The 26903-nt window shown below is 63.0% G+C and carries 23 protein-coding genes; 8 read left to right on the plus strand and 15 right to left on the minus strand.

Features of this window, described 5'->3' with window-relative positions:
* Positions 1-70 precede the first annotated feature (70 nt).
* Together CK230_RS15915 and CK230_RS15920 are read right to left on the minus strand one after the other, a co-directional pair.
* Positions 71-814 (minus strand): alanyl-tRNA editing protein, encoded by a 744-nt coding sequence (locus CK230_RS15915; protein ID WP_095818111.1) that lies wholly within the window; start codon positions 812-814, stop codon positions 71-73.
* Positions 814-1848: a cysteine synthase A gene (locus CK230_RS15920; protein ID WP_095818112.1), complete on the minus strand. Its 1035-nt coding sequence runs from the start codon at positions 1846-1848 to the stop codon at positions 814-816. Before CK230_RS15920 ends, CK230_RS15915 begins: the two co-directional genes overlap by 1 nt.
* A gap of 191 nt (positions 1849-2039) precedes the next feature.
* Between CK230_RS15920 and CK230_RS15925 the strand changes: the two genes are divergently transcribed.
* Together CK230_RS15925 and CK230_RS15930 are read left to right on the plus strand one after the other, a co-directional pair.
* Positions 2040-2888 carry an SDR family oxidoreductase gene (locus tag CK230_RS15925; protein ID WP_095818113.1) on the plus strand — a complete coding sequence of 283 codons (849 nt, stop codon included), beginning with the start codon at positions 2040-2042 and terminating at the stop codon, positions 2886-2888.
* A gap of 84 nt (positions 2889-2972) precedes the next feature.
* Positions 2973-3962, plus strand: a complete 990-nt coding sequence (locus tag CK230_RS15930; RefSeq protein ID WP_095818114.1) for an alpha/beta fold hydrolase — start codon at positions 2973-2975, stop codon at positions 3960-3962.
* 75 nt (positions 3963-4037) lie between these two features.
* On the opposite strand, the gene CK230_RS15935 is transcribed toward CK230_RS15930, so the two are convergent.
* Positions 4038-5495, minus strand: a complete 1458-nt coding sequence (locus tag CK230_RS15935) for a DEAD/DEAH box helicase (RefSeq protein ID WP_095818115.1) — start codon at positions 5493-5495, stop codon at positions 4038-4040.
* 388 nt (positions 5496-5883) lie between these two features.
* Here CK230_RS15935 and CK230_RS15940 point away from each other — a divergent pair, with 388 nt between their 5' ends.
* From CK230_RS15940 to waaF, 3 genes are read left to right on the plus strand one after another with little or no spacing between them, the layout of a single operon-like run.
* Positions 5884-7416: an acyl-CoA carboxylase subunit beta gene (locus CK230_RS15940; RefSeq protein WP_095818116.1), complete on the plus strand. Its 1533-nt coding sequence runs from the start codon at positions 5884-5886 to the stop codon at positions 7414-7416.
* A gap of 54 nt (positions 7417-7470) precedes the next feature.
* On the plus strand, positions 7471-8412 hold the full coding sequence (locus CK230_RS15945; protein WP_095818117.1) for a glycosyltransferase: 942 nt from the start codon (positions 7471-7473) through the stop codon (positions 8410-8412).
* Between the two features lie 60 nt (positions 8413-8472).
* Entirely contained in the window at positions 8473-9492 is a 1020-nt protein-coding gene (gene waaF, locus CK230_RS15950) for a lipopolysaccharide heptosyltransferase II (protein WP_095818118.1), read from the plus strand.
* A gap of 2 nt (positions 9493-9494) precedes the next feature.
* Here waaF and CK230_RS15955 read toward each other — a convergent pair whose 3' ends face one another.
* Together CK230_RS15955 and CK230_RS15960 are read right to left on the minus strand one after the other, a co-directional pair.
* Positions 9495-11501 carry a hypothetical protein gene (locus CK230_RS15955; RefSeq protein ID WP_095818119.1) on the minus strand — a complete coding sequence of 669 codons (2007 nt, stop codon included), beginning with the start codon at positions 11499-11501 and terminating at the stop codon, positions 9495-9497.
* Positions 11498-13015, minus strand: coding sequence for an NAD(P)H-hydrate dehydratase (locus CK230_RS15960; protein ID WP_095818171.1), 1518 nt, complete (start codon positions 13013-13015; stop codon positions 11498-11500). Before CK230_RS15960 ends, CK230_RS15955 begins: the two co-directional genes overlap by 4 nt.
* A 346-nt stretch (positions 13016-13361) precedes the next feature.
* Between CK230_RS15960 and CK230_RS15965 the strand changes: the two genes are divergently transcribed.
* Together CK230_RS15965 and glnA are read left to right on the plus strand one after the other, a co-directional pair.
* Positions 13362-13700 (plus strand): P-II family nitrogen regulator, encoded by a 339-nt coding sequence (locus tag CK230_RS15965; protein WP_018428041.1) that lies wholly within the window; start codon positions 13362-13364, stop codon positions 13698-13700.
* 61 nt (positions 13701-13761) lie between these two features.
* Positions 13762-15171 carry a type I glutamate--ammonia ligase gene (glnA, locus tag CK230_RS15970; protein ID WP_095818120.1) on the plus strand — a complete coding sequence of 470 codons (1410 nt, stop codon included), beginning with the start codon at positions 13762-13764 and terminating at the stop codon, positions 15169-15171.
* A gap of 318 nt (positions 15172-15489) precedes the next feature.
* Here the strand turns inward: glnA and CK230_RS15975 are convergent, their stop codons facing one another.
* A complete protein-coding gene (locus CK230_RS15975) occupies positions 15490-16527 on the minus strand; it encodes a glutamine synthetase beta-grasp domain-containing protein (protein ID WP_095818121.1) in 1038 nt (345 codons plus the stop codon).
* 308 nt (positions 16528-16835) lie between these two features.
* Here CK230_RS15975 and CK230_RS15980 point away from each other — a divergent pair, with 308 nt between their 5' ends.
* Positions 16836-17027, plus strand: a complete 192-nt coding sequence (locus tag CK230_RS15980; protein ID WP_095818122.1) for a DUF2735 domain-containing protein — start codon at positions 16836-16838, stop codon at positions 17025-17027.
* An 84-nt stretch (positions 17028-17111) separates the two neighbouring features.
* On the opposite strand, the gene CK230_RS15985 is transcribed toward CK230_RS15980, so the two are convergent.
* The 9 genes from CK230_RS15985 to CK230_RS16025 all read right to left on the minus strand — a co-directional run bounded on the left by CK230_RS15985 (position 17112) and on the right by CK230_RS16025 (position 26814).
* Complete coding sequence (locus tag CK230_RS15985) at positions 17112-18998, minus strand: MFS transporter (RefSeq protein WP_095818123.1); 1887 nt, start codon at positions 18996-18998, stop codon at positions 17112-17114.
* Positions 18999-19278: 280 nt separating this feature from the next.
* Positions 19279-19743 (minus strand): cupin domain-containing protein, encoded by a 465-nt coding sequence (locus CK230_RS15990; RefSeq protein ID WP_095818172.1) that lies wholly within the window; start codon positions 19741-19743, stop codon positions 19279-19281.
* A gap of 113 nt (positions 19744-19856) precedes the next feature.
* Positions 19857-20648, minus strand: coding sequence for an ATP12 family chaperone protein (locus tag CK230_RS15995; RefSeq protein ID WP_095818124.1), 792 nt, complete (start codon positions 20646-20648; stop codon positions 19857-19859).
* Between the two features lie 10 nt (positions 20649-20658).
* Positions 20659-21534, minus strand: a complete 876-nt coding sequence (locus CK230_RS16000) for a DMT family transporter (protein ID WP_095818173.1) — start codon at positions 21532-21534, stop codon at positions 20659-20661.
* A gap of 44 nt (positions 21535-21578) precedes the next feature.
* Positions 21579-22559: an RluA family pseudouridine synthase gene (locus CK230_RS16005; RefSeq protein WP_095818125.1), complete on the minus strand. Its 981-nt coding sequence runs from the start codon at positions 22557-22559 to the stop codon at positions 21579-21581.
* Positions 22560-22680: 121 nt separating this feature from the next.
* Positions 22681-23046 carry a DUF779 domain-containing protein gene (locus tag CK230_RS16010; protein ID WP_095818174.1) on the minus strand — a complete coding sequence of 122 codons (366 nt, stop codon included), beginning with the start codon at positions 23044-23046 and terminating at the stop codon, positions 22681-22683.
* 66 nt (positions 23047-23112) lie between these two features.
* Entirely contained in the window at positions 23113-24630 is a 1518-nt protein-coding gene (gene adh, locus CK230_RS16015) for an aldehyde dehydrogenase (RefSeq protein ID WP_095818126.1), read from the minus strand.
* Positions 24631-24772: 142 nt separating this feature from the next.
* Positions 24773-25741 (minus strand): helix-turn-helix domain-containing protein, encoded by a 969-nt coding sequence (locus CK230_RS16020; protein WP_095818127.1) that lies wholly within the window; start codon positions 25739-25741, stop codon positions 24773-24775.
* 245 nt (positions 25742-25986) lie between these two features.
* Positions 25987-26814 carry an aspartyl/asparaginyl beta-hydroxylase domain-containing protein gene (locus CK230_RS16025; protein WP_095818128.1) on the minus strand — a complete coding sequence of 276 codons (828 nt, stop codon included), beginning with the start codon at positions 26812-26814 and terminating at the stop codon, positions 25987-25989.
* Between the last annotated feature and the right edge of the window lie 89 nt (positions 26815-26903).

Genomic DNA, 26903 nt, shown 5'->3' on the forward strand with positions numbered 1-26903 from the left:
CGGTTTAGAGCATGATGCCGAAAAGTGTGAAGCGGTTTTCGGGCGACATCATGCTTCATCACTTCGAGCATCAATTCGTCGGCATTGGCCCGAAGCGGATGCGGAAGCGCCGGTTCTCGCGGCCCTTCTTCTCGATCTTGCCGATATGGATCTCGCCGACCTCGCCAGTCGACTTCACATGCGTTCCACCGCAGGGCTGGCTGTCGACCGAGCCGTTCTCGCCGATAGAGACCAGGCGGATTTGTCCTGTGCCGACCGGCGGGCGCACGTTCTTCGATTTGACCAGGCCGGGATTGGCGGCGAGCTCGTCGTCGGTGATCAACCGGGTGAAGATCGGATGGTCGGCGCGCACCAGCTCCATCAGCCGGGCCGTCACATCTTCCTTGACGAAGCCGCTGTCTGGGATATCGAAGTCGACACGGCTGTCGTTCTCGGCGACCGCCGCCCCGGTGATCGGAAACGGGCAAACGACAGTCAGCAGGTGGCAGGCGGAATGCATGCGCATCAGAAGGTGCCGCCGCTTCCAGTCGATCGAGAGCTTCAGCCTTTCGCCGACAGCGGGGAGCGGCTGCTCCGGCGCCGGTACATGGATAATCTCGTCCTTGGTTTCGCCGGTGATGGTGGCGGCGATCGCGATGCGGCCGCCGTCCGCTCGTTCGAGCATGCCGGTATCGCCCGGCTGTCCACCCGACGTAGCGTAGAAGATCGTGCGGTCGAGAAGGATGCCGCCGCGATCGTTGATGGCGACGACCTCGGCCTCGGCCGTCGTTTGATAGGCGTCGTCGCGAAACAGCGCCTCGGTCTTGTGCGCCATCATGCTACCTTTTCGAACGGCACGGAAATGTCGGCCTTCTCTTCCATCCAGCCCGGCACCGGAAGATTCTTGCCGCGCAGGAACTCCGGATTGAAGAGCTTGGACTGGTAGCGCGTGCCGTAGTCGGCAAGGATTGTCACGATGGTGTGGCCGGGTCCGAGCTCGCGCGCCAGGCGGATGGCGCCGGCGATGTTGGTGCCGGTCGAGCCGCCGACACAGAGGCCCTCTTCCTGGATCAGGTCGAAGATGATCGGCAACGCTTCCTCGTCCGTGATCTGGTAGGAGAAGTCCGGCCTGAAGCCTTCCAGGTTGGCGGTGATGCGGCCCTGCCCGATGCCTTCGGTGATCGAGTTGCCGTCGGATCTCAACTCGCCGCTGGTGTAGAAACTGTAGAGCGCGGCGCCCAGCGGATCGGCGAGCGCGATCTTGACGTCTTTGCTCTTGCCCTTGAGCCCGAGCGCGACACCGGCGAGCGTGCCGCCCGAGCCTACGGCCGAAACGAAGCCATCGACCTTGCCGCCGGTTTGAGCCCAGATCTCCTGGGCCGTCGTGCGAATATGACCGTCGCGGTTGGCGACGTTGTCGAACTGGTTGGCCCAGATCGCGCCGTTCGGCTCCGAGCGCGCCAATTGCTCGGCAAGGCGGCCCGACAGCTTCACATAATTGTTCGGGTTCTTGTAAGGCACGGCCGGCACTTCGATGAGCTCCGCGCCCAGGATCTTGATCGTGTCCTTCTTTTCCTGGCTCTGCGTGTCGGGGATAACGATCACGGTGCGGTAGCCGAGCGCCTTGGCGACCAACGTCAAGCCGATGCCGGTGTTGCCGGCAGTGCCTTCGACGATGAGCCCGCCAGGTTTGAGCAGCCCACGCTGTTCGGCATCGCGGATGATGAACAGGCCGGCCCGATCCTTCACCGATTGTCCCGGATTCATGAACTCAGCCTTGCCGAGGATCTCACAGCCGGTCGCTTCCGAGGCCTTGTTGAGCCGGATCAGGGGCGTGTTGCCGATCGCTTCGATCACAGAACGGGGCATGTGGGATTCCTTTGTGTGTGCGGCGAGACCCTAAAAACCGGACGCCGCGGTTTCAAGGCAAGATTTTGCCTGGTCCAGTCGCATTCCGGATGGTGCAACGCTCGCAATCATTTCAGTGCCAGGTGCAAAACCGCTCTTTTCAACCGATTTCTCCGCCGCTAGAGCAAACCTGAACATCCGCAGGACATCCCATGACACTCTACCGGGCCAATCCGAAAGACGGTGTCGCCTGGATCACGGGCGGCAGCAGCGGGCTTGGTCGCGCGTTGGCCAAGGATCTCGCCAATCAAGGCTATGCCGTGGCGGTGACGTCGCTGCCGGAAGATCCAGCCGACACGCTGATCGTCGAAACGGCGCAAATGCCCGGGCATGTGAGGTCCTTTCCCTGCGACGTCACCGACGAGCACGGCATGGCGCGCACGGCCGCCGCGATCGAGGAGCAGATGGGTCCGATCGTGCTTGCCGTCTTCAATGCCGGCAACTACATCGCCACCCCTGGCGAGAATCTGGTGGTGCGCGATTTCCATCGTTCCTTCGCCGTGAACTATTTCGGCATCGTCAACGGCGTGGTGCCTGTCGTCGAGCATATGCGCGTGCGCGGACGCGGCCATATCGTTCTTGTCGGATCGGTCACCGCCTATTCCGGCTGGCCGACGACGGCAGCCTATGGCGGCACCAAGGCCGCGATCAACATCCTGGCGGAGTCGCTGAAATACGACTTCGACAAGATGAACATCCGCGTCCAGGTCATCAATCCGGGTTTCGTCGACACGCCGCTGACCGAAAAGAACAAGCTGCCGATGCCGGGTCTCATGCCTGTGCATCGCGCCTCGCGCCGCATGGCCCGCGGCATCAAGAAAGGCCGCTTCGAAGTCACCTTTCCCTATCACATAAGCTGGCCGCTGAAGCTGCTCGGCCTGCTGCCGCGGCCGATCTGCCGGTTCGTCATCGGGCTCACCACCCATTGGTGGGGGCGGCCGTTGCATTTCGATCGTAGGCCGGCGGGCAAAAAAGACCCATCCCGCGACAAGGCGGCATAAGCCTGCGCAACATAAGCCGGCGAAACGGCGATTGCCTGCCGGCGGGGACGGCCATAGGTTGAGAATCGTTGCTTGGAGACTCTAATGGGGCGGCGGATCGTGCTGGCGGTGCTTGGCCTTGCAGTCATCCTGGTCGCCGGCTTCTTCCTCGGCCCCCGCGTGCCGGTCGATACCACGATCAGGTTCAATCCATCGGTGATCGGCGACGATCCGCAAGCCCACCTGGCGCGTGAAGAGGCTGCCGTGCCCAACATCCGCGACGGGCTCGACAAGGAGATCATCTGGGCAAACCCGATGGTCCACGCCAAGACGCCTTTGGCCATCGTCTACATCCATGGCTTTTCCGCCTCGAAGGGCGAGGTCCGGCCCTTGCCGGACGACATTGCGGATGAACTGGACGCCAACCTCTTCTACACGCGGCTGACCGGTCACGGCCAGGATGGCGCGGCGATGGCGCAAGGCAGCGTCAATGCCTGGATCAACGACTATGAAGAGGCTTTGGCCATCGGTCGCGAAATCGGCGACAAGGTGATCGTCATCGGGACGTCGACCGGCGGCTCGCTGGCAGCATGGGCAGCGACGCAGCCGGGTGCTTCGGACGGTGTCGCGGCAATCGCGTTCATCTCGCCGAATTTCGGCGTCAAGGCCTCCGGCGCGGAGTTGCTGACCATGCGCTGGGGCGGACAGATCGCCGAGCTTGTCGGCGGCAAGGAGCGCAGCTTCCCGGCGCGCAACGCGCTCCACGAAAAATTCTGGACCACCAGATACCCGATGAAAGCGGTGCTGCCGATGGCCGCGCTCACCGAGCTTGCCTATGCCGCGCCGGCCGAGAAGGCAAAGATCCCTGCCCTGTTCATCTTCTCGGATTCCGACAAGGTGGTGAGGCCGGACCGGACGCGCGAGGTAGCGGGGCGATGGGCCGCTCCGCACGAGCTGGTGCCGGTCGACGACACCGGCGACCCGGACAATCACGTGATCGCCGGCGATGTGCTTTCGCCGCAGACCACGGCCTTCCTCACCCAGCGTATCGTGGTGTGGGTGAAGGCGCTGATGCAGCAGCAGGCAAGCCAGTGAATAAAATGGGGCCGGTGAAATGAAAACGGCCGGAGCATCGCTCCGGCCGTTTCTTCTTGCATCGCCTTGACGGGCTCAAGCGGCCCGGTTCGCCGGACGCTTGCCGCCGAAGCGGCGCTTGTTGTTGCCCTTGAAGCGCTTGAAGCCGTCAGGCTTGCGCTGGCCGTTCGGCTGGGCGGCCGCCGGGCGTTCGCCCTGCGGCTTCGGTCCGCGCTCGCCATTGGGTTGGCCGGCGAAGTGCTTCTTGCCACCGCCATTGCCCGGGCGGCGGCCATCGCGACGGCCGCCATGATGCTCGCGGTCATTGGCCGGCTCGAAATGGCGCTCGGCCTTTTCCCTGGGGTCGCGCTGCGGATCCGGGCTGCCGAGATGATCGGCAACAACCGGCAGCTTCATGCGGATGATGCGCTCGACCTGCCGCAGCTTGGCGTTCTCCGAGGGATCGCAAAGCGTGATCGCGATGCCGTCCCTGCCGTTGCGGCCGGTGCGGCCGATGCGATGGACATAGCTTTCCGCTTCATCCGGCAGGTCGAAATTAACGACATGGCTGATGCCGGGCACATCGATGCCGCGCGCCGCGATATCGGTTGCGACCAGAATGCGGACCGAGCCGTCGCGGAAATCGTTGAGCGCCTTCTGACGGGCGTTCTGCGACTTGTTGCCGTGGATGACGGCGGCTTCAAAACCGTCGCGCACAAGGTCCTTGGTGACACGATCGGCGCCATGCTTGGTGCGCGAGAACACGATCACCGTGCGCATCGCCTCGTCGGCCAGCATCTTAGAAAGCACCTGGCGCTTCTGCCTGGTGCGGGCAAGCACCACGCTCTGCACGATCTCGGCGGCCGTCGTGCTCTGCGGCGAGACCTCGATACGGACCGGATTCTTCAGGAGGCCCTTGGCAAGCTCGGCGATCTCGTCAGGCATGGTGGCCGAGAACAGCGCCGTCTGGCGGTCCGGCGCGGTCGCCTTGGCGATGCGCTTGACGTCGTTGATGAAACCCATGTCGAGCATGCGGTCGCCCTCGTCGAGGACGAGCCATTTGGTGTCGGCAAGGATAAGGTCGCCTTCACGCACCAGATCGGTCAACCGTCCAGGCGTGGCGATCAGGATGTCGACGCCGGGAGCGATCTTCTTAACCTGGCTGAAACGCGAGACGCCGCCGAGCACCAGCGCGGTGGAGATGTGCGCGCCCTTGGCGAGCAGCTTGATGGTGTCCTCGATCTGCACGGCAAGCTCGCGCGTCGGTGCCAGGATCAGCGCGCGGGCTGTCTTTGGCCGGCGCTTGGTGCCCAGGCCAATGATCTTCGACAGGATCGGCAGCGCGAAGGCGGCCGTCTTGCCCGAACCGGTCTGGGCGATGCCGAATATGTCGCGGCCTTCCAACTGCGGCGGGATCGCCTGCACCTGGATCGGCTTCGGCTCGGTGAAGCCCGCGCCAAGCGTGGCCTTCAGCAGCGCGCCGCCAATGCCAAGGGCCGCGAAACCGGAGAGTTCCCCAGCATCGATGTTGGGGAGAGTGTTTTCGTTGGTCAAATCTATCTTCTTTCAAGCGGCGCAATCGCCGCAAACGTCAAATGGCGGCAGGGCGCAACCTGCCGTCGAAACAATCATCAGGAAACGACAAGGCGGCGGACGGGAAACGTCCGCGCGGCTGCGCTGTCGTGCCCGCGGACTTCATGCCCCGGGGCTTTTTCGCCGTCTTGCCGATCGACCTGGGTCGACTTGAAAGAGGGAAAACAGACGCAACCAGTCTCATTCATGGAGAAAGCCGGACATACCGGCCCAAGCGCCTATACGCCGCATATGGCCGAGTCCGGCCCGAAATGCAAGGGGCCCTGTTGCAATGCAGCAAAACGAGGGCGCTTGCGCTCCTCTGCCCTCGCCATTACCACAAATCACTTATCCTTTTTGGGGACCAGTGATGAAAGACGTGCTGAAGGAACTCGAGCGTCGCCGCGAGATTGCCCGCATGGGCGGTGGCAAGGACCGCATCGACGCGCAGCACAAGAAGGGCAAGCTCACCGCCCGCGAGCGTATCGAGATATTTCTCGATGAAGGCTCGTTCGAGGAGTTCGACATGTATGTCGAGCACCGGTCGACCGATTTCGGCATGGAGAAGACCAAGATCGCTGGCGACGGCGTCGTCACCGGCTGGGGCACCGTCAACGGCCGCCCGGTCTACATCTTCGCCAAGGATTTCACCGTGTTCGGCGGCTCGCTGTCGGAGGCGCATGCCGAAAAGGTCATTAAAGTGCAAGAGATGGCGTTGCGCAATCGCGCGCCGATCATCGGCCTCTATGATGCCGGCGGCGCGCGCATCCAGGAAGGCGTGGCGGCGCTCGGCGGTTATGCCGAGATCTTTCAGCGCAATGTGCTCGCATCCGGCGTTATCCCGCAGATTTCGCTGATCATGGGCCCCTGCGCCGGCGGCGACGTCTACTCGCCGGCCATGACCGATTTCATCTTCATGGTGCGCGACACCTCTTACATGTTCGTCACCGGGCCGGACGTGGTAAAGACGGTGACCAACGAGACGGTGACCGCGGAGAGTCTCGGCGGCGCTTCCGTCCACACCACCAGATCCTCCATCGCCGACGGCGCCTATGATAACGATGTCGAGGCGCTGCTGCAGATGCGCCGGCTGGTCGACCTGCTGCCGGCATCCAACACGGCCGAGATCCCCGAGATCGAGTGCTACCAGTCGGTGACGGACCACGACCTATCGCTCGACCGGCTGATCCCCGACAATGCCAACAAGCCCTATGACATCAAGGAACTGATCCTGAAGGTCGCCGACGAAGGCGATTTCTTCGAGATCCAGCAGAGCTTTGCCAAGAACATCGTCACCGGCTTCGGTCGCGTCGAGGGCCGAACGGTGGGCTTCGTCGCCAACCAGCCGATGGTGCTGGCCGGCGTGCTCGATTCCGACGCGAGCCGCAAGGCCGCGCGCTTCGTGCGCTTCTGCGACTGTTTTTCGATTCCGATCGTCACCTTCGTCGACGTGCCGGGCTTCTTGCCCGGCACCGCGCAGGAATATGGCGGGCTGATCAAGCACGGCGCCAAGCTGCTCTTCGCCTATGCCGAGGCGACCGTGCCGAAGATCACCATCATCACCCGCAAGGCCTATGGCGGGGCCTATGACGTTATGGCGTCGAAGCATTTGCGCGGCGACATGAACTATGCCTGGCCGACGGCGCAGATCGCCGTGATGGGCGCCAGGGGCGCGGTCGAGATCATCTACCGCAAGGACATCGGCGATCCGGAGAAAATCGCCGCTCATACAAAGACTTACGAGGATCGCTTCCTGTCGCCCTTCGTCGCCGCCGAGCGCGGCTATGTCGACGAGGTGATCATGCCGCATTCGACCCGCCGCCGGGTGGCGCGCGCGTTGCGCATGCTGCGCAACAAGGACATGCAGAACCCCTGGAAGAAGCACGACAACATTCCGTTGTGAGCAGATCTCCATCAGCCGAAAGGACGACCACCGCTAAATGAGCGCGGAGACGACATGCGTATAACACTCGCGGCCCAGGGCCTTATTCCGTGCAAGGGCTATGGCGGCATCCAGCGGCAGGTCGAATGGCTGACCACGGAAATGGTCAAGATGGGGCATCAGGTGACGTTGATCGCCGGCCCGGGGTCGTCGCATCCGATGTGCGAGGTGCGCCACGCGGTCACCAATGACGAATGCCGCGCGGCTGTGCCCAAGGACGCCGATATCGTCCATCTCCATGCCTGGAAGGTCGAGGTCCCTTTTCCGACGCTGAACACCGAGCGCGGTCATCTGCCGGATTACCCGAGGCCGCAGCCGAACTGGAGCTTCATCAGCGCCCGCCATGCGGAACTGCATGGACGCGAGACCTTCGTCTATAACGGCTTTCCGGTGGACGCCTATCGGCTGGCGCCGTCGAAGAACGACCATCTGTTCTTCATGGCGGCCATCGCGCGGGCCGGAAAGGGTCTCAACCGGGCGGTGGACCTGGCGAAAAAATACGATTTCAAGCTCGATATCGCCGGCGGCTCGCGCTGGAAGCTGCTTGGCCGCAGCAAGACGCGCCGCGAGGGCGTCTTCTTCAAGAGCCTGTCGTCACGATTCCGCTACCACGGGATGGTCGACGGCGAACCGAAGGTGCGTCTGTTGGGCGAGACCAGGGCCTTTCTCAACCCGATTTCCTGGGAAGAGCCTTTTGGAAACGCGCCGGTCGAATCCATGCTGTGCGGCACGCCTGTCCTGACAACGGCGCGCGGCGCGCTGCCCGAAACGGTCGACGCGGAAACCGGCCGCTTCTTCGACACGGATGACGAGTTCGCGCGCGGCCTTGGCGAAATCGGCGGTTTGTCGGCGCAAAGATGCCGCGAATCCGCGGCAGACCGGTTTCCGATCCAGAAGGCCGCAAAAGCCTATCTGGAGCTCTACCGCCGCATCCTTGATGGCGAAGCGCTTCCGTGAGACATCACGCAAACGCTTCCTGTCAGCGGCGGCCTTTCCGGATCGAAAAGGTATCGCGCATTGCGCCCCATCCTGGTTTTCTGCCTGCCGGCGATCGGTGATTTCATCCGCTGCCACGCGGCCATCCAGATCATCGCCGGGAGATTTCCCGGACAGCCGATCGACATCATTACCTCGAGGATCGCCGCGCCGCTGGCGCGGCTGATGCCGCATGTTCGCAAGGTCTGGATAGCGGAGAAGCACTGGAAGCCGGGGCTGAAAGAGCGAGCCGCACTCGCGCGAAGACTGCGCGAGGAGAATTACCAGGTGGCCTATATGCTTACCAGTAGCACCAAGGCATCCCTGGTGCCGTGGCTGGCCGGAATACCGGAGCGCATCGGCTATCCGCGCGAGTTCCAGTTCGGCATCGTCAACCGCCTGCCCGCAGGCTGGCTGAAATCGATGATTGCATTCGGCCCGCGCAAGACACGGCTGGCCGAACAGGTCTGCGCAATCGCATCTCTCGGCGAAAGGCCCGCTGAAGAAAGACCATTGCCGGCGCCGCAGCTCGTTGTTTCTCCTGAGGAACTCGCCGGCTGGCGCCAGCGCAACGGCATCGACCCGGCCAGGCCGGCGATTGCGCTTTACACGTCCGATTTTGCCAACAAGCGGTCATGGCCGATGGAGCGCTTCGTCTCGATCGCGCGCGACTATGCTGCTCGCGGCTGGTCGGTCTGGCTGATCGGAGGACCGCGGGAGCGGCAGGCCGCCGCCGAAATAAAGGCTCATTTGCCGGAGGCGATCGACTTCACCTCGACGCCCGATATCGCTGAAGCCATGTGCCAGATCGCGGCCTCGACTGTTTTCCTCGGCGTCGACGGCGGCATCTCTCATGCCGCCGGTGCGCTTGGCGGCCCATGCGTGCTCATATACGGCTCGAACCGGGCCTATGTGCATGGTCCGGTGAACGAACAGGTGATCTTTCTCGAGCCGCCGATTTCGACACCGGGCTGGGTGGAGAACACGCGCGCCATCAGCGAAGACCGGGTTCGCGAGGCGCTGGCGACAGCGATCCGAAAACACGCGCCGCAATTCGCCTGACCTTATTCCTCGGCTGCCGCGCCGAAGCCTGCGCCCATGCTCGCGCGCGCCGTGGTCGCCCATGGGGTGGCGTGATTGTCGATGCGCATCTGGAAGATGAAATAGGTCGGCGAGCAGAAGCCGATGCCCTTGACCTTGGCTGCGCCCGGCGTATCCGCGGGCAGCGACTGGCACATATAGTCCTCGCGGCAGAAATGGTCGGCCGAGCAGGCTGGACGGTTGCCGCGATTGACCGCGCCGCCAAGACACCGGTCGAAATTGTTGGTCGCCACGCAGATGTCGAATTTTTTGCCGCCGACAAGACCGCAGATTTCACTGGGCATCGGCTTGCCCGGTTTGAAGTCGGAGAAGGCGCGATCCTTGTCGTCGCAAGCGCGGTAGGCGAAGCCTCCTGGGACGCCGATCTTCGGTGGACGGCAGGTATAGGCCGTGCGGGAGATCGCCGGCGCGAAGGCGGCGAACTGGCCGGTGATCCTGTAGCGGTCGTTGAACGGCTCTGCCGCATTGCTGGCGATCGAGCCGGTGAGGCAAGGATGGCCGGAAAACATGGCGGGACTGTCTTTCGGCAGCAGGCATTGCGCCAGTTTGATCCTCACCCCCGAGGCGGTGGCGATTGGCGTGCAGATCGTACCGCCGCCGCATTGCCAGCTGCTGCCGAAGCGAGCGGCGTCTTCCGGCATCAGGCATGGCATCGCCGTTTCGGCCGGCGCATAGACGACCTCGCCAGTGTCTTTCCAGGCAGCGGGTGGCGCAAACGACAATGGCCGGAAGCGGTTGGGCTCCCTGCCCTCGGCGGTCGCCTGCAGCCAGGCTTCGCGGCGCGGGATCTCGGCATGGAGATGCGGCGATATGCCGACCTCGAGCCGGTTCAGCGGCGAGGTCGTCGCGTCGTCGAGGCCGATGAAATGGAAGCCGGCGGTCGAACCGGCCTGATGGCAGCCCTGGCAGGCGCCGTTGTCGAGCCGCTCGACCAGGGCTTCCGGCGTGCGGGCCAATGAAAATTTCGAATAATCGAGCCCGGCGAACGCTTTGGGATCGAGCAACGGCGTGAACGGATGATTGGCCTGCCTTGCGCTGCCGAAGGTCGACCAGGAGATGACTTTTCTCGCCAGGAACTCGTCCGGGATTTGATAGACGCCGAGATCGACCGCAGCGGCATTGGCGCGGACATAGTCGGCAAGCCGCGCTTTCAGGGCCGCATCGTCCGCGAGCCGTGCCGTGTCCGGCGTATTTTCCAGAGGCTTCTCTGCGACCATCGCGCCGTCGATGCTGAAGATGCGCATAAGGTAAGCCGCCTGCCCGCCGAACTCGGTTTCCTGGCCGGAAGGAAAGCGCACGACCTGCGCGTTGAGCTCGATCTGCTTGAAGGATAGCGAGGCCTTTTCGAGCGGCCCGCCGGTCAGCCAGCCGGCATCGACCGTTTCGTCGAGCTGTGGCGTCCAGCGGCCGGCCGCGCCCGCGCAGCCGCCGTCAGTGTCCGGAGCGACGCGGTATATTGCGCTGAGGTTGAATGGCAAGCGCGAGGCCAGTTGCTTGCCGTTCTTCTTGAACGAGTACGCAAGGCGGTAGATGAACCGCACCTCGCCGCAGCTCGTCTCCTGGCCAAGCGCCGCGAAATCGCGCCGGTCGAGCCGGTTGACGACGCCGACAAGCCGGAAGCGCGCCGCGTTCGTCTTCAGCCAGCGCATGTCGATGATGCGGCCGACATTGCCGTCGGTCACTTCATAGAGGGTACGACCGCCGGCCTTGATGTCGGCGCGAAGCGCTGCAACATCGGCGGCGACGGTTTCGACCAGGGCGTGATAGGCCGGAGCGGAGTCGTAGAGGGTCTTCAGGTCGTCCTTGCCATCGACGCCGAAGAGGCCGGCGAAACCGTATCCCTTGGCGTCAAGCGTGGCGAGTACACGCGGGTCGTCGACGATGGTGACGGGATGACCGGCGGCATGCGCAAATTGGGCAGCGAAAGCCGCCAGGAGAAAGGCCGCGATGACGAGCCCCAGCCGTTTCATCGGATAGGGTTCTGCGTCAGGTCGCGAAGAACCGGCACCATGGCCAGGGGCAGGTCTTCGGCCATCAAGCCCGGCCCAAAGCGACTGCCTGCCTCGGCGTGGATCCAAACGCCGGCGCAAGCCGCTTCGAAGGCCGGCATGCCTTGGGCGAGCAAGCCCGCGATGATGCCTGCCAGCACATCGCCCGAACCGGCGGTGGCGAGCCACGGCACGCCATTGCCGTTGATCGCCGCGCGGCCGTCCGACGCGGCGATCACGCTGTCGGCGCCCTTGTAGACGATCACCGCGTTGGCGCGTTGCGCGGCTTCGCGCGCCTTGGCCAGCTTCGACAACGCCCTGTTGCCCGCAATGTCCGCGAACAGCCTGCCGAACTCGCCCTCATGCGGCGTCATGATCAACGCCGGCGCGTCCGGCCTGCCGGCTGCCTGGAACAGCGTCGAGGCCGCACTACGGAAAGACGTGATGCCGTCGGCGTCGAGCACGAGGCCCTCGACGCCGCCGTCCTGACGGTTTTTGGCGAGCACGGCGAGCGTGAAATCGCGCGCCTTGTCGCCGATGCCGAAGCCGGGACCGAGGACAAAGGTGGACGGCCGGCGATCGCCGATCAGGTCATGCACATCCTCGATAGCGTCGACCTTACGCAGCATGATGGAGGTGAGATGCGCCGCGTTGACCTGCATGGCATTTGCCGGCGAGAGCACGGTGACGGCCCCTGCCCCGCTTCTTGCGGCCGCCAGCGCCGAAAGGCGCGCGGCGCCCGTCGCCGATGGTCCGCCCGAAAAAACGCTCGTATGGCCGCGCTTGTATTTATGCGCGTCCACGGCGGGCGCAGGAAAGTTCGCGATCCAGAGCCCGGGCCGGTTCTCAAACGTCCTTGGCGCGATCTCGTCGATGATCTGGTCGCGAATGCCGATATCGGCCAACACGATCTCGCCGCATCGCTCTCGGCCCGGCAGCAGCAGGTGCCCGGGCTTCTTTCGTGCGAAAGTCACCGTGAGGACGGCGCGAAATGCCGAGCCGAGAACTTCGCCGCTATCGCCGGAAACGCCCGAAGGCAGGTCGATCGCGACCACCGGCAGGTTCATCGCCGTCACGATGTCGACCGCGGCCTTGGCGTCACCGGTGAGAGGCTTCGACAGGCCCGCGCCATAGATCGCATCGACGACCAGCGAGCCGGCTTCGGCCGTGAGGGCCGGCAACGGGCGCCGCTCCAGGGTGCAGGCGGCGGCAGCCAGCGCGGCGTCACTGCCGGCTCGCGGTTCGCCCAACGCCCACAGAACCACATCGACGCCGGCATCGGACAACAGCCGCGCCACGACATAGCCGTCGCCGCCATTGTTGCCGGGACCGCACAACACGTGCACCCTCTTCGCGCCCGGGTGGCGCGCCAGAACCAGGGCCGCGACCGCTTCGCCGGCGCGCTGCATCAATCCGTAGCCGTCGAGCGGTCCGGCCGTGATCGCCAGTCTGTCCGCCTCGGCCATTTCGGCCGTCGATAGAAGTTCATTGCGCATGGGATTGCCGATCTCTGTGCGATCAAGCATTGTCCAGTTTTCGGTTCGAAGCAAACCGCCGCGGCCGCGTATCGTTTGCAGATGTGGTCGCATTCGAGAGGGGTCTGCCTGCCAATTGCGCTTCCTGCCCATTTTTTACGCAGGATTGAGGAGGGGCGATGTACAGGGTTTGGGCGTCCATGCCGCATCCGACGCAGCGGATGACGCGAATTTGCAACCGAGCGCGACGCGGTATCGAAAACGCCCTGTACCGTCTCCACTCCCCTGGATTGGCACGGTTCGTGCTAGATGGAGGCGCAAGCGGGGTACACCACCCCTCTTCTTGGCAGTGGAGGCCATTTTTTACATGAAAAAGATCGAAGCGATCATCAAGCCATTCAAGCTGGACGAAGTGAAGGAAGCGCTTCAGGAGGCCGGACTCCAAGGCATCACCGTCACCGAGGCCAAGGGTTTCGGCCGCCAGAAGGGGCATACCGAGCTTTATCGCGGCGCCGAATATGTCGTCGACTTCCTGCCCAAAGTGAAGATCGAGGTGGTGCTCGGCGACGAAGCCGTCGAAGGCGCCATCGAGGCCATCCGCAAGGCGGCGCAAACAGGCCGTATCGGCGATGGAAAAATCTTCGTTTCCAATATAGAGGAAGTCGTGCGCATCCGTACCGGCGAGACCGGCATCGACGCCATCTGACGCCACCCATCTTTCTGTAACGTCATCATCAAAAACACGTCATCACACAGGGATACATGACATGACGACAGCCAAAGACATCATGAAGCAGATCAAGGACAACGACGTGAAATTCGTTGACCTGCGCTTCACCGATCCACGCGGCAAGCTGCAGCATGTGACGATGGATGTCGTCGAGGTCGAAGAAGACATGTTCGCCGATGGCGTGATGTTCGACGGCTCCTCGATCGCCGGCTGGAAGGCAATCAACGAGTCCGACATGGTGCTGATGCCTGACATGGACACCGTCCACATGGATCCGTTCTTCGCGCAGTCGACCATGGTCATCCTGTGCGACATCCTCGATCCGATCTCCGGCGAGGCCTACAACCGCGACCCGCGCGGCACCGCCAAGAAGGCCGAAGCCTACATGAAGTCGGAAGGCATCGGCGACACCATCTATGTCGGCCCGGAAGCCGAGTTCTTTGTCTTCGACGACGTCAAGTACAAGGCAGACCCCTACAACACCGGATTCCGCCTGGACTCCACCGAACTGCCTTCCAATGACGACACCGACTACGAGACCGGCAATCTCGGCCACCGTCCGCGCATCAAGGGCGGCTACTTCCCCGTGCCGCCGATCGATTCCGCGCAAGACATGCGCTCCGAAATGCTGACCGTGCTGGCCGAGATGGGCGTGCGCGTCGAAAAGCATCACCACGAAGTCGCCGCCGCACAGCACGAGCTCGGCATCAAGTTCGACACGCTGGTGCGCAACGCCGACAAGATGCTGATCTACAAGTATGTCGTGCACCAGGTCGCCAATGCCTACGGCAAGACGGCCACCTTCATGCCGAAGCCTGTGTTCGGCGACAACGGCTCGGGCATGCATGTGCACCAGTCGATCTGGAAAGGCGGCAAGCCGACCTTCGCCGGCAACGAATATGCAGGCCTCTCGGAAACCTGCCTCTATTACATCGGCGGCATCATCAAGCACGCCAAGGCGATCAACGCCTTCACCAACCCGCTCACCAACTCCTACAAGCGTCTGGTGCCAGGTTACGAAGCGCCGGTGCTGCTCGCCTATTCGGCGCGCAACCGCTCGGCTTCCTGCCGTATTCCGTTCGGCTCCTCGCCGAAGTCGAAGCGCGTCGAGGTGCGCTTCCCCGATCCGGGCGCGAATCCCTATCTCGGCTTCGCCGCCATGCTGATGGCCGGCCTCGACGGCATCAAGAACAAGATCCATCCCGGACAGCCGATGGACAAGGACCTCTACGACCTGCCGCCGAAGGAGCTGAAGAAGATCCCGACCGTCTGCGGCTCGCTGCGCGAGGCGTTGCAGAACCTTGACAAGGATCGCGGATTCCTGAAGGCCGGCGGCGTCTTCGACGACGATCAGATCGATGCCTACATCGAGCTCAAGATGGCTGAGGTGATGCGCTTCGAAATGACCCCGCATCCTGTCGAGTACGACATGTACTATTCGGTCTAACGACCGAACTTCTTCGCATCGGCGACAAAGACGGACCCCGGCGTTTCGCCGGGGTTTTCGCGTGGGCAGTCCATCGGAGGGCTGTCGCCCTCCCGCAAACGATCGGACCCATGCAGCGTCCGGCCGGTCCGCCGCTGCAGAAGCAGCAGTCATGCCGAAATGGCCGCGGCGCTCAATTGCGCGGTGTCGCTGCCGGCTGACCGTGGGCGGACGAAATATTCCCGCCGGTGGTTTGCATGCAAAAAGCCCCGGCGAAGAACGCCGGGGCTTTCGACAATTGAAGCTCATCCGGCGCAGGCGAGGCCCGCGCCTGGATGATCAGGCGGCGGCGGAGACCGCGGCGGTCGAAACCTCCGAGATCGTCTTCAGGATCTGCGAAGCGATCTGGTAGGGGTCGCCCTGCGAGTTCGGGCGACGGTCTTCCAGATAGCCCTTGTAGTCGTTCTTGACGAAGGAGTGCGGCACGCGGATCGAGGCGCCGCGGTCGGCGATGCCGTAGGAGAACTTGTTCCACGGCGCGGTCTCGTGCTTGCCGGTCAGGCGCTTGTCGTTGTCCGGGCCATAAACGGCGATGTGGTCCATCAGGTTCTTGTCGAACTGCGCCATCAGCGCCTCGAAATAGGCCTTGCCGCCGACTTCGCGCATATAGGCGGTCGAGAAGTTGGCGTGCATGCCCGAGCCGTTCCAGTCGGTGTCGCCGAGCGGCTTGCAGTGGAACTCGATGTCGATGCCGTATTTCTCGGTCAGGCGCAGCAGCAGGTAGCGAGCCATCCACATCTGGTCGGCGGCTTTCTTGGAGCCCTTGCCGAAGATCTGGAATTCCCACTGGCCCTTCGCCACTTCGGCGTTGATGCCTTCATGGTTGATGCCAGCGGCCAGGCAGAGGTCGAGATGCTCCTCGACGATCGTGCGCGCGACATCGCCGACATTCTTGTAGCCGACACCGGTGTAGTATGGGCCCTGCGGCGCCGGATAGCCGCTCTCGGGGAAGCCCAGCGGACGACCATCCTTATAGAAGAAATACTCCTGCTCGAAACCGAACCAGGCGCCCTCGTCGTCGAGGATGGTGGCGCGCTTGTTGGAAACATGCGGCGTCACGCCATCGGGCATCATGACTTCGCACATGACCAGCACGCCGTCGGTGCGGGCCGGATCCGGATAGACGGCGACGGGCTTCAGCACGCAGTCGGAGCTGTGACCTTCGGCCTGGTTGGTCGAGGAGCCATCGAAGCCCCACAGCGGCAGCTGCTCGAGCGTCGGGAACTCGGCGAACTCCTTGATCTGGGTCTTGCCGCGCAGGCTTGGGGTCGGGACGTATCCGTCGAGCCAGATATACTCGAGCTTGTATTTGGTCATTCTGGAGCCTCTCGTTGCTTGATCACCGCATGCGGTGTCGACGCATGGCCGGGCTGGCCGGCCTGCCGGTCGTTAAAATGCAAATCGTATGCCACACCCGCGCGATCGGGTGCGGCAAAATGGTCACGAGATCGTGTTGGTTTTGCTCAGCCGCCTCAGCACTGCGGCGAGATCGATCAGATCCGCCATATGCCCAAATAATATGCAAATATTGATCCTTTGGTAGGCATATTGCCTAAATGAATCGCAGAACCTACATTGCGGGAAAGGTGAATCGAAAAGCTCGTAAAGAAGAAAGGAGACCGGCAATGGAGATCGTCTCCGCCCGTCCCACGGCGAAAATCCTGATGTTCCCGCTGGCAGGACGCAAGTCTGCTTTAAATTTAGGCGCCAAGGCGAAATTCGCGGCAGAGCTTGCGACGCTTCACGGCGAGCACGCCGACTTCGACGGCTGGTACCACGAGGCCGCTGTCGAGGAAGAAAATCAGCGCAAGAGCTGATCATCGCCTCTTAGGTTTTATGGACGAAAAAGCCCGGCGCGAGCAATCGCGCCGGGCTTTCGTTTGCTGTGGATCGATCTGTGGCTATTTGGCGTGCAGATCGGTGCCGAGCGTATCCCTGACGAAGATCATGCCGATGATCAGCGACATCGCCGCGATGATCACCGGGTACCAGAGACCGTAGTAGATGTCGCCCTTGTAGGCGCTGAGCGCGAACACTGTCGCCGGCAGCAGACCGCCGAACCAGCCGTTGCCGATATGGTAGGGCAACGACATGCCGGTGTAGCGAATGCGGGTCGGGAACATTTCGACCAGGATTGCGGCGATCGGCCCATAGACCATGGTCACGAACAGCACCAGGATGAACAGGATGCCGATTGTCATCGGCCAGTTGATGGCGGCCGGGTCGGCAGTCATCGCGAAGGCGCCCCCACCCGGGATGGTGTAGACCGTGACTTCCGGCGCGCCGGCTGCCTCGTCCTTGGTCAGGATCTTGTCGGCGATCGCCTGATCGGTCTTCACCGTCGCCTTCTCGCCGCCGCGAATTGCCGCAGCGTCGAGCTTCAGTTCCGGATTGGCCGCGACGAAGGCGTCGAGCTTCTGGTCCGCCACCTTGGCCGCGGCGCGCTTCAGCGGATAGCCGCCATCCTTCAGCGACATATTCACCGCCTTTTGGAAGGCCGCCTCCTTGGCCTTGGCCTGATCGCCGGCGGCAACGGCGTCATAAGACGGCACCGTCTCGTTGCCGATCTTGACCGTGGCCGCAGTTCCAGGCGCGGCCGTCGTGACGACGTCATAAGGGACCGAGTTCTTGGTCAGGAATGAGGTCGCGATATCGCAGGACGTCGTGAATTTCGCCGTGCCGACCGGGTTGAACTGGAACCTGCAGTCGCCGGGCGCCGCCGTCACCGTCGCGCGGGTGTTCTGCTGGGCGGTGGCCAGGGCCGGATTGGCAGCCCAGGTCAGCGCCTTGAACAGCGGGAAGGTGCAGACGATGCCGAGCGCAAGGCCGGCCATGATGATCGGCTTGCGGCCGATCTTGTCGGACAGCCATCCGAACACGACGAAGAAGATAGAGCCGATCGCAAGCGCGATGGCGATCATGATGTTGACCGACTGCGCGTCGACCTTCAGCACGTTGGTGAGGAAGAACAGGGCGTAGAACTGGCCGTTGTACCAGATCACGGCCTGGCCGGCGGTGAGGCCGAGCAGCGCCAGAAGGGCTATCTTGGCGTTCTTCCACTGACCGAAAGCCTCCGTTAGCGGCGCCTTGGAGCCCTTACCCTCGTCCTTCATGCGCTGGAAGGTCGGCGACTCCGACAGCGACAGCCGAATCCAGACCGAAACGGCGAGCAACAGGAAGGAAACGATGAAGGGAATGCGCCAGCCCCAGCTTGCATAGGTTTCCTTGCTGAGCGAGGCCTGCACGATCAGGATGACGATGAGCGACAGGAACAGGCCGAGCGTCGCCGTCGTCTGGATCCATGACGTGTAATAACCGCGGCGATCGTCGGGCGCATGCTCGGCGACATAGGTCGCGGCGCCGCCATATTCGCCGCCAAGCGCCAGGCCCTGCAGCATGCGCAGTCCGATCAGGATCACCGGAGCGGCGATGCCCCAGCTCGCATAACCGGGCAGCAGGCCGACCAGGAAGGTCGACAGGCCCATGATCGTCATGGTGACGAGGAAGGTGTATTTGCGGCCGACGAGGTCACCGATGCGACCGAACACGAGCGCGCCGAATGGGCGCACCAGGAAGCCGGCGGCAAAGGCCAGCAGCGCGAAGATGTTGCGCGTCGCCTCCGGGATCGCCGGGCTGAAGAAGGTCGAGCCGATGAAGGCGGCCAGCGAGCCGTAAAGGTAGAAATCATACCATTCGAAAACGGTGCCGAGCGATGAGGCGAAGATGACTTTCTTCTCCTCCCGCGTCATGCCGCGGCTGGTTCTGCCGGCGGTCGAAGCCATTGCCATTTGAATATCCTCCCGTGAGATCCCGTCTGTCCTCGACAGCTGCGCGCCGCACTCCTCCGAACGCGAACTCGAAAACGCAGCCAACGAAGCAAAAAATGACAGAAAGGGCGGGCGAAAGGCACCGCGACAATGGGATTATGACTTTGGTATTAGGTGCACTGCGAAAGCGGCGCGGTGCAGGGAGCGGTTCATTTCCAGCGCTAGTCAACCAATCCGCCGCACATCCTCTTCGAAAGGAGCGGTTTTCTCAATATCCGCAGTGAAGGCATACGGCGTAGTCCTAACGATCGAGCGCCAACGTCTCGTCGTTGATTATCCCAAGACGGGCTTCTAGCAGTGCTATCTCGTCGGGCGAGGCGGCACCAGACGCCTCTATCTCCATGAAGAGTTGCTCAAAGGCGCCCGGCGTTACTATCGCGAACATCTGCCCGGGCACGTCGCCAATATTGCGCCAACTGTGACGGACGTAAGGGGGCAGAACGACGACAGTGCCTGGAGGGGCATCGAATTCTTCGTCACCGCACTGGAAACGATAAGTCCCGCAAACCACCCTAAAAACCTCCGTCTCGCGCGTGTGAGTGTGAGGGGCCGGGCCTTTCCCAGGGAGGGTGAAAGTTTCCCACATTCCAAATGCGCCGTTGGTCTCGGCGGCAGTGGCATGGACGACAACCTTCGCACCATGTGGCGCTTTGGCGAGGCGCTCCCTGCCCGGCGTGGAGATAACTGCTTTCTGAAAGTCCGACATGACCGCCCCCACTGGTTGAGTGGAGAACAATAGCATGGGATCGATTGCTGGTTCAGCCATGGGTGGCGCAGGAGCATTCCGCACGGAAAACCCCTGCGCCCATTTCCCGGCTTCTAGGCTTTCAGTCCCTCGAGCAGGCTGACCGCCGCCATCATGTCGCGCTTGCGGGCCGAGCGGCGCGCGACAGCCTCGGCGTCCTGGCCCCAATGCTCGATCTGACAGTCCTCGTCGACATGGGCCGCCGCCCAGGCTTCCTCGGCGTCGAGCTCGCCGAAATCGACGGCCAAAGCCAGCAGCGCCGAGCCGGTCAGCGCCGTCATGACATGGATAGCGGCCAGCCGCATCGGCTCGGCACGCTGGCCGAGATGCGCGCCGAGGATGGCGATGGCTTCGCGAGGCTGCTCGACATGGATGATGCCTTCGGCAAGGTTGAAGCGCGCGCCAAGGCTGCCGCGTGCCCAGTCCAGCACCGGATCCCACAGCTTGTTCTGACGATCGATCAGGCCTTGCGGACCGTCGGCGCGGTAACAAAGCAGATCGGACGAGGCGAAGCGCAGCACATCTTCCAGCACCGCCTGCGGGTCGGAGGCGACACCGTCGATGGCGGTGTTGACGAGGCGCATGACCGGCATCGTCACGGGGTCGATGACCTCACCCTGCGCGCTGAATTCGCTAGCCACAAGTGCTGCGGCCTTTTCGGTCGGCAGCACCATCACGGCCTTGCCAGGCGTGCGCACCGGCCTGCCGTCGAGATGGATGGCAAAACCGTTTTCCACCGGGACAACCGAAACCGCCTTGTAGAAACGCTTCGGCAGCGGCGTCTTCATCTGGATCTGGGCACGGCGCACGGGATCGGGATCGGAAAGCAGTTTTCCGGCTTCGAGGTCTTCGAGGATATCGCGCATGTCGAACTCCCTAAACTGTTGGCTGCCTGCGCGCCGGCCGGTTGACGATGATGAGGCCGGCGGCGATCAGGGCCAGAGCCAGGAATATCCTGGTCGTCGGCGCTTCACCAAGGACCACCGCGCCGCATAAGACGCCGAACACCGGCGACAGGAAGGCGAAGCTCGACAGGCCGGACGCGGGGTAGCGCCGAAGCAGCCAGAACCACAATACATAGGTGAAGGCCACGATATAGAAAGACTGGAAGAGCAGCGCCAGCGTCGGCAAGGTTGCAACCGCGCGAATGGGCGGTCCGGCCAAGGGCATCACCACGACACCGACTATCGCCGCGCCGGCCAGTTGGTAGAGCAGCAATTTCTCGGCGCTGGTCGCGACCAGTTTCGAGCGCTTGATGACGATGCTGGTCGCTGCCCACAGGACGCCGGAACCCAGGCTGAGCAGATCGCCCAGAAGGGTCGTATCGGTGCCCGCGACAATGCCGTCGGAGAACACGGCCACCAGGCCGCAGAAGGCCAGGACAAGCCCACCGAGCTTGCGCGCGTTGATGTGCTCGCCGAGCAGGAAATGACCGCCGATCAGCACCCAGAACGGCATGGTGTTGACCAGCAGCGTGTTGCGGGCGACGGTCGTGTACTCAAGCCCGATATAGAGGCACAGGAACTCGACGCCGAAAAGCACGCCGACGACAATGCCGGCGCCCAGCGTTCCATCCGCTTCGAACAGCTTGATGCCGCGCAGCCGGCACCAGCCAAGCACGCAAGCTCCCCCGATTAGCGACCGTGCGATCGAGACGAAGACGGGGTCGTAGCCTGCGTAGGAGATCTTGGCGGCGACGTAGTTCAGTCCCCACGAGAAGGTCAGCCCGACCATGATGGCCGCTGCCGCCATGTCGACCGCATCACGGCGATCCAGCGCGGGCGCAGCGGTCAATCTCAGTCCTCCGCGCTCTGCTCGTCGAAGCCGAGCAGGTTCCAGCTCTGGCGCATATGCGGCGGCATCGGCGCCGTCACATCGATGACGCTCTGGTCCGGATGCGGGATGACGATGCGGCGGGCATGGAGATGCAGACGATTCTGGATGCCGCCCGGAAATTCCCAATTGGTATCGGCCTCGAAATATTTCGGATCGCCGATGATCGGGCAGCCGATATGAGCGGCGTGGACGCGCAGCTGATGCGTGCGGCCGGTATAGGGCTCCATCTCCAGCCAGGACAGCGACTGCGCCGCCTGCTCGACGACGCGGTAATAGGAGACAGCGTGATCGGCCCCCTTCTCGCCATGCTTGGCGATGCGCACGCGGTCGCCGTCCGGCGTTGCCTCCTTGACCAGCCAGGTCGAGATCTTGTCCTCGCGCTTCGCCGGCACGCCCTTGACCAGCGCCCAGTAGGTCTTCTTGGTCTCGCGCGCCCGGAACGCTTCCGAGAGCTTCATCGCGGCAAGACGCGTGCGGGCAACCACCAGCACGCCGGACGTGTCGCGGTCGAGGCGGTGGACAAGCCGCGGCTTCTCGCCCTTCTGGTTGCGCCAGGCTTCCAGCATGTCGTCAACATTGCGGGTGACGCCCGAACCGCCCTGCACCGCCAGGCCGGCCGGCTTGTTGAAGACGAAGACCTTCGGGTCCTCGTGCAGAAGCATCTTGGCCAGCACGTCGGCATCGCCCTGATTGCGGATCGAATGGCCGGTAAGCGGCGCGTCGCCTTTCTTGTCGATGTCGAGCGGCGGGATGCGCACCGTCTGGCCAGGCTCGACGCGTGTATCGGCCTTTGCCCTGCCGCCGTCTATGCGGATCTGGCCCGAGCGCAACAGCTTCTGCAGGTGACCAAAGCCGAGGCCCGGATAATGGACCTTGAACCAGCGGTCGAGCCGCATGCCCGCCTCGCCGGCTTCCACCGTGATCTGTTCAACACCTGCCATGACTTCGCTTTTCCGTTTGAAAGCGGCGCCATAGCACTAAGGCGAACAGGTTGCGAGCCAAAGACCCAACAAAGCGCGACGATTACCCCAATCGCGGCTGATGGCGGGCTGGTCTGTTCGCTCAGTCGGTGGAAGATGGCGGCGACACCGCGCAAACCGTCGAACGTGTCAGGAAGCGCTTCTCGCGGCCATTGTCGAGCGAGAACATGCCACCCCTGCCCGGCACGACATCGATGATGAGATCGGTGTGCTTCCAAACTTCATATTGCGAGGCGCTGATATAGACCGGCGTGCCGCCGATCTCGCCCAGCTTGACGTCGCTGTCGCCGACGATGAAATCGCCGCGCGGGTAGCACATCGGCAAAGAACCGTCGCAACAGCCGCCGGATTGGTGGAACAGAACCGGGCCGTGGTCGGCTATGATCTCGGCTAGAAGCACCTCGGCCTCCGGCGTGGCCGAGACTTTGTCCAAGGATATCTTGTCCATCAGTTCCTCCTTCAAGAGCGGGAGGGCACGAAAGGCGCGCCCTCCCCTCCCTACGGCCCGGGAGGATCAGAAGAAGCCGAGCTTCTTCGGGCTGTAGCTGACCAGCATGTTCTTGGTCTGCTGGTAGTGGTCGAGCATCATCTTGTGCGTCTCGCGACCGATGCCGGACTGCTTGTAGCCGCCGAAAGCGGCATGCGCCGGATAGGCGTGATAGCAGTTGGTCCAGACGCGGCCCGCCTGGATGGCGCGGCCGAAGCGGTAGCAGCGGTTCGCGTCGCGGCTCCAGATGCCGGCGCCGAGGCCGTAGAGCGTGTCGTTGGCGATCGACAACGCCTCGTCATCGTCCTTGAAGGTCGTCACCGACACCACCGGCCCGAAGATCTCTTCCTGGAAGATGCGCATCTTGTTGTGACCTTTGAAGACGGTCGGCTTCACGTAGTAGCCGCCGGCAAGGTCGCCCGGCAGGTGGTTCTGCTCGCCGCCGGTCAGCACCTGGGCTCCTTCCTGGCGACCTATGTCGAAGTAGGAAAGAATCTTTTCCAACTGCTCGCTCGAAGCTTGCGCCCCGATCATGGTCGCCGGATCGAGCGGATCGCCCTGCACGATCGCCTCGACGCGCTTCAGCGCGCTCTCCATGAACTTGTCGTAGATCTTCTCATGCACGAGCGCGCGGCTCGGGCACGTGCAGACCTCGCCCTGGTTGAGCGCGAACATGACGAAGCCCTCGATCGCCTTGTCGAAGAAGTCGTCGTCCTCGGCAACGACGTCCTGGAAGAAGATGTTGGGCGACTTGCCGCCGAGTTCCAGCGTCACCGGGATGAGGTTCTGCGAGGCATACTGCATGATCAGGCGGCCGGTCGTCGTCTCGCCGGTGAAAGCGATTTTGGCGATGCGGTTGGACGATGCCAGCGGCTTGCCGGCCTCAAGGCCGAAGCCGTTGACGATGTTGAGCACGCCTTCCGGCAAAAGGTCGCCGATAAGGTCGGCCCACAGCATGATGGTGGCGGGCGTCTGCTCCGCCGGCTTCAGCACCACGCAATTGCCGGCGGCGAGCGCGGGCGCGAGCTTCCAGCAGGCCATCAGCAACGGGAAGTTCCAAGGGATGATCTGGCCGACGACACCCAGCGGCTCATGGAAATGATAGGCGACCGTGTCGTGGTCGATCTCGGAAAGGCTGCCCTCCTGGCTGCGAAGGACGCCGGCGAAATAGCGGAAGTGGTCGATGGCCAGAGGCAGGTCCGCCGCCGTCGTCTCGCGGATCGGCTTGCCGTTGTCCCAGGTCTCGGCCAGCGCCAGCAGGTCGAGATTGTCTTCCATGCGGTCGGCAATGCGATTGAGGATCAAGGCGCGGGCCGCCGGGCTGGTCTTGCCCCAGGCGTCCTTCGCCTTATGCGCGGCATCGAGCGCGGCTTCGACGTCCTGCGCGTCGGACCTTGCGATCTTGCAAAGCGGCCGGCCGGTCACCGGCGAGATGTTGTCGAAGTATTTTCCGGCATGCGGGGCGACCCAGCGGCCGCCGATGAAGTTGTCATAGCGCTTGGCGAAGGGGACCTTGGCCGTGCGTGAGAACTCAACCTTGTTCATTGTCTGCCTCCCAGCAAAACGGCGTCACGGAATGTGGCGCGTCGCTGGAGACACTTGCGGATGCTCTTTAGCGTGTCATCCCCAGGAGAACGGATCGTAGCTGCCGAGTGTCGCAGAACTGCGACAGGTCAGGTTGCGTAAATCAGTGCGGCCGGCGGATGCTGAAACGGGCGAGCTTGCGATGCAGCGTCGCGCGCGAGATGCCGAGGCTCTGCGCCGCTGCCGAGACATTGCCGCCGGTGCGCGCCATGGCGCGCTGCAGCACGCTGCGCTCGGCATCGTCGAGATCCTCCCGGGCCTTGGCCGCGTCCCCAAGGATGTCCGCGGCGAGCAGGCCCCTGGCCAGGCCTTCCGACGTAATGCCATGAGCAAGCCGCGCCGAGCGTGTCGCGCCGATCACAAGGTCGTCGGCATCGACCGCGATCAGCGCGCCGGCGCTGCGCTCGGCAACCGGTGCAAGCAGGATGCGGGCATTGGAATAGACCATACGGAAATTCTCGGCCTCGATACGGCGCGCGGCGTCGCCCACCGCCACCGAGATAAGCTGGACGAAACCTTCCGTGAGGTCAGAGCGGCAGGACGATACGTCGAGCGCGGCCGCCAGGTTGCCTTCATGGTCAAAGACGGGAGCCGTGGTGCAGCTCATGAGCGTGTTGCGCGAAAAGAAATGCTGGTCGCGATGGATGGTCAGCGCCCGCTGCTCGGCAAGGCAGGTGCCGATGCCGTTGGTGCCTTCACTGTCTTCGCTCCAGACCGTGCCGGTCCACAGGCCCCATTCGTCGAAGGTCTCGTCGTCCGCGACCGCGCCCCGGCGCTCGACCGGGATGCCGTCGTGATGGGCCAGCATCACGCAGCAACCCACACCGCCGACTGCCTGATAGAGCCGGTTGAGGCTCGTCTCGGCGGCGCGGATCATTCGCTCCATGCGCTGCCGGGCTTCTCTCAACTCACCTTCGGTCAGCCGCTTGGGCGCCTTGCGCTCGGCCGGATCGAGATGGTGCAATTGCAGGGAGCGCCGCCATGAGGCCACCAATGCCGAATGGGCCGCGTCGCTCTTTGCGATCGAAGCCTGGACCAAATCCGCGTGCACGGCGGTTTGCCGTCCGATCAACCCTATCCTCCCGGTGAGCGGAACCTCCCTCCGCTCCGTCGCCCTGCCCGCAAGAACATAGCCGACAATCCAAAGCGGTTCGGCCTTGGATACAATTGCCGACCGCACAGGTATTTCATTTCAAGCAAATCCACGCAGAAAATCGCTATGCATCGCCTGGAATTGCTCTGGAGTTCTAAAGGCCGCGGCGCGTCGGCGCCATAGGACGTTGGTTTAACGGGCGGGAACCCCAGAGTTTGCCGCGATCAGTTGGCGGTGGCCTTCGGCTTGGACGAGCCGATCATCTTCCAGTTCTTGTAGAAGACGGAATTGATGCGCTCCACGCTGACCGAGACGACTGAGAGAAGGCGCGCGATCAGTTTTGGGAACGGAGACGGGCGGATTATGTCGACGAAGACGCAGTAGCGGCGGCCGTCATATTCGTTGACCGAGCGGTGGAACAGCGTGTCGTCGAAGATAAACAAGGGATTGTCGTACCAGTAGTTCTTCTTGCTGCCGCACTGCACGAAAATCTCCGCCTGCACCGGGATCAGATTGTAGAGGATGCGCAGGCTGAGCCGCAGCGGACCGAAGTGCCAGGACGTGGATTCGCGCTTGCTGAAAACGGATACGGCGATCGTCTTGATGTATTTGTAGTCCTTGTTGAATTCGGGAACGTTGTCGATCTTGTGCTTGCCGTACCACTGATAGACGTACATGCCGCGCCGGCCGGCGCCGAAATTGGCGTCGATGTCGGCGATGATCTCGTCCTTGCGGGCCTTGAAGACGCCCAGGACCTCGTTGATCTCGCGCTGATAGTCCTCAGGGAACTGCTCGGGCTTCCAGACGCCGGGGTTGCGGTAGCAGAGAAGGTCGACAATCAGGTTGAGCGGCGACAGCAGCCAGGTGAACAGGCCGTTGCCGAGAAAGTAGCGGTCGAAAAGCTTCCAGTCCTTCTGGTCGTTGCGCATGACGTCGATCAGGCCGCAGACGACCCAGAGCGCGGTCAGTATCGGAACAAAATAAAGGGCGAGCGCGAGAACCACGACCGCGATGGCGACCTTGCGGAGCGACTTGACAGTTTTCTTTTTCATTGCCTTTCGCGCGGGAGGCGCGATCCTGTTCCATGGACAAAATCACGGCAACCCCCGTCAGCCGTGCGCCTTGATAAGGTTTTTTGTTT

This window comes from Mesorhizobium sp. WSM3859, assembly GCF_002295065.1.
Classification (GTDB): Bacteria; Pseudomonadota; Alphaproteobacteria; order Rhizobiales; family Rhizobiaceae; genus Mesorhizobium.